The 556-nt window shown below is 48.2% G+C and carries 1 protein-coding gene; it reads right to left on the bottom strand.

What is annotated here, in order from left to right; all coding sequences use genetic code 11:
* Positions 1-556, bottom strand: a 556-nt coding sequence (locus HW447_RS17850; protein WP_176256361.1) for a DDE-type integrase/transposase/recombinase, incomplete at both ends; no start/stop codon positions are given.

Genomic DNA, 556 nt, shown 5'->3' on the forward strand with positions numbered 1-556 from the left:
AAGCCTCATAATACTGCCTGCGTTTTATCATAGGAGGAAGGCCGCCATTGGCTGAGCAGATCCTCCGGTTATTCCAGTAACTGAGGAAGTATCTCCAGATGAGCACCTTTAAATCCTCTACTGTCATTTGCTTTGTGTCATAGCGGTCATAGAGAAGCTCCGTCTTCATTCTAGCCCACATACTTTCACACCGTGCATTATCATGGCAGCGTCCTCCGGCACTGTTCATGCTTTGATGGATGTGGTTCTCCCGGATGGCCTGACGGTAGGTCTCGCTGGTATACTGCCTTCCACGGTCACTGTGGATGACTGCACCTTCCAGTGCGGGATAAGCAGTCAAAGCATTTTCCAGTGTATGGACACACAGATCTGCTTTCATAGTTATTTCCATTGCCAGTCCAAGGACGCTAAGATCAAAGCAGTCGAAAGTCGCAGATACATACAGTTTTCCATTGGACGCCGGGATCTCCGTGATGTCTGTAATACATTTTTCCAATGGGGCATTTGCATGGAAATCCCGTTTCAGCAGATCCTCCGATTTCATGGATTCCCGATC

It is taken from the genome of Enterocloster alcoholdehydrogenati, from assembly GCF_013282095.1.
Classification (GTDB): domain Bacteria; phylum Bacillota; class Clostridia; order Lachnospirales; family Lachnospiraceae; genus Enterocloster; species Enterocloster alcoholdehydrogenati.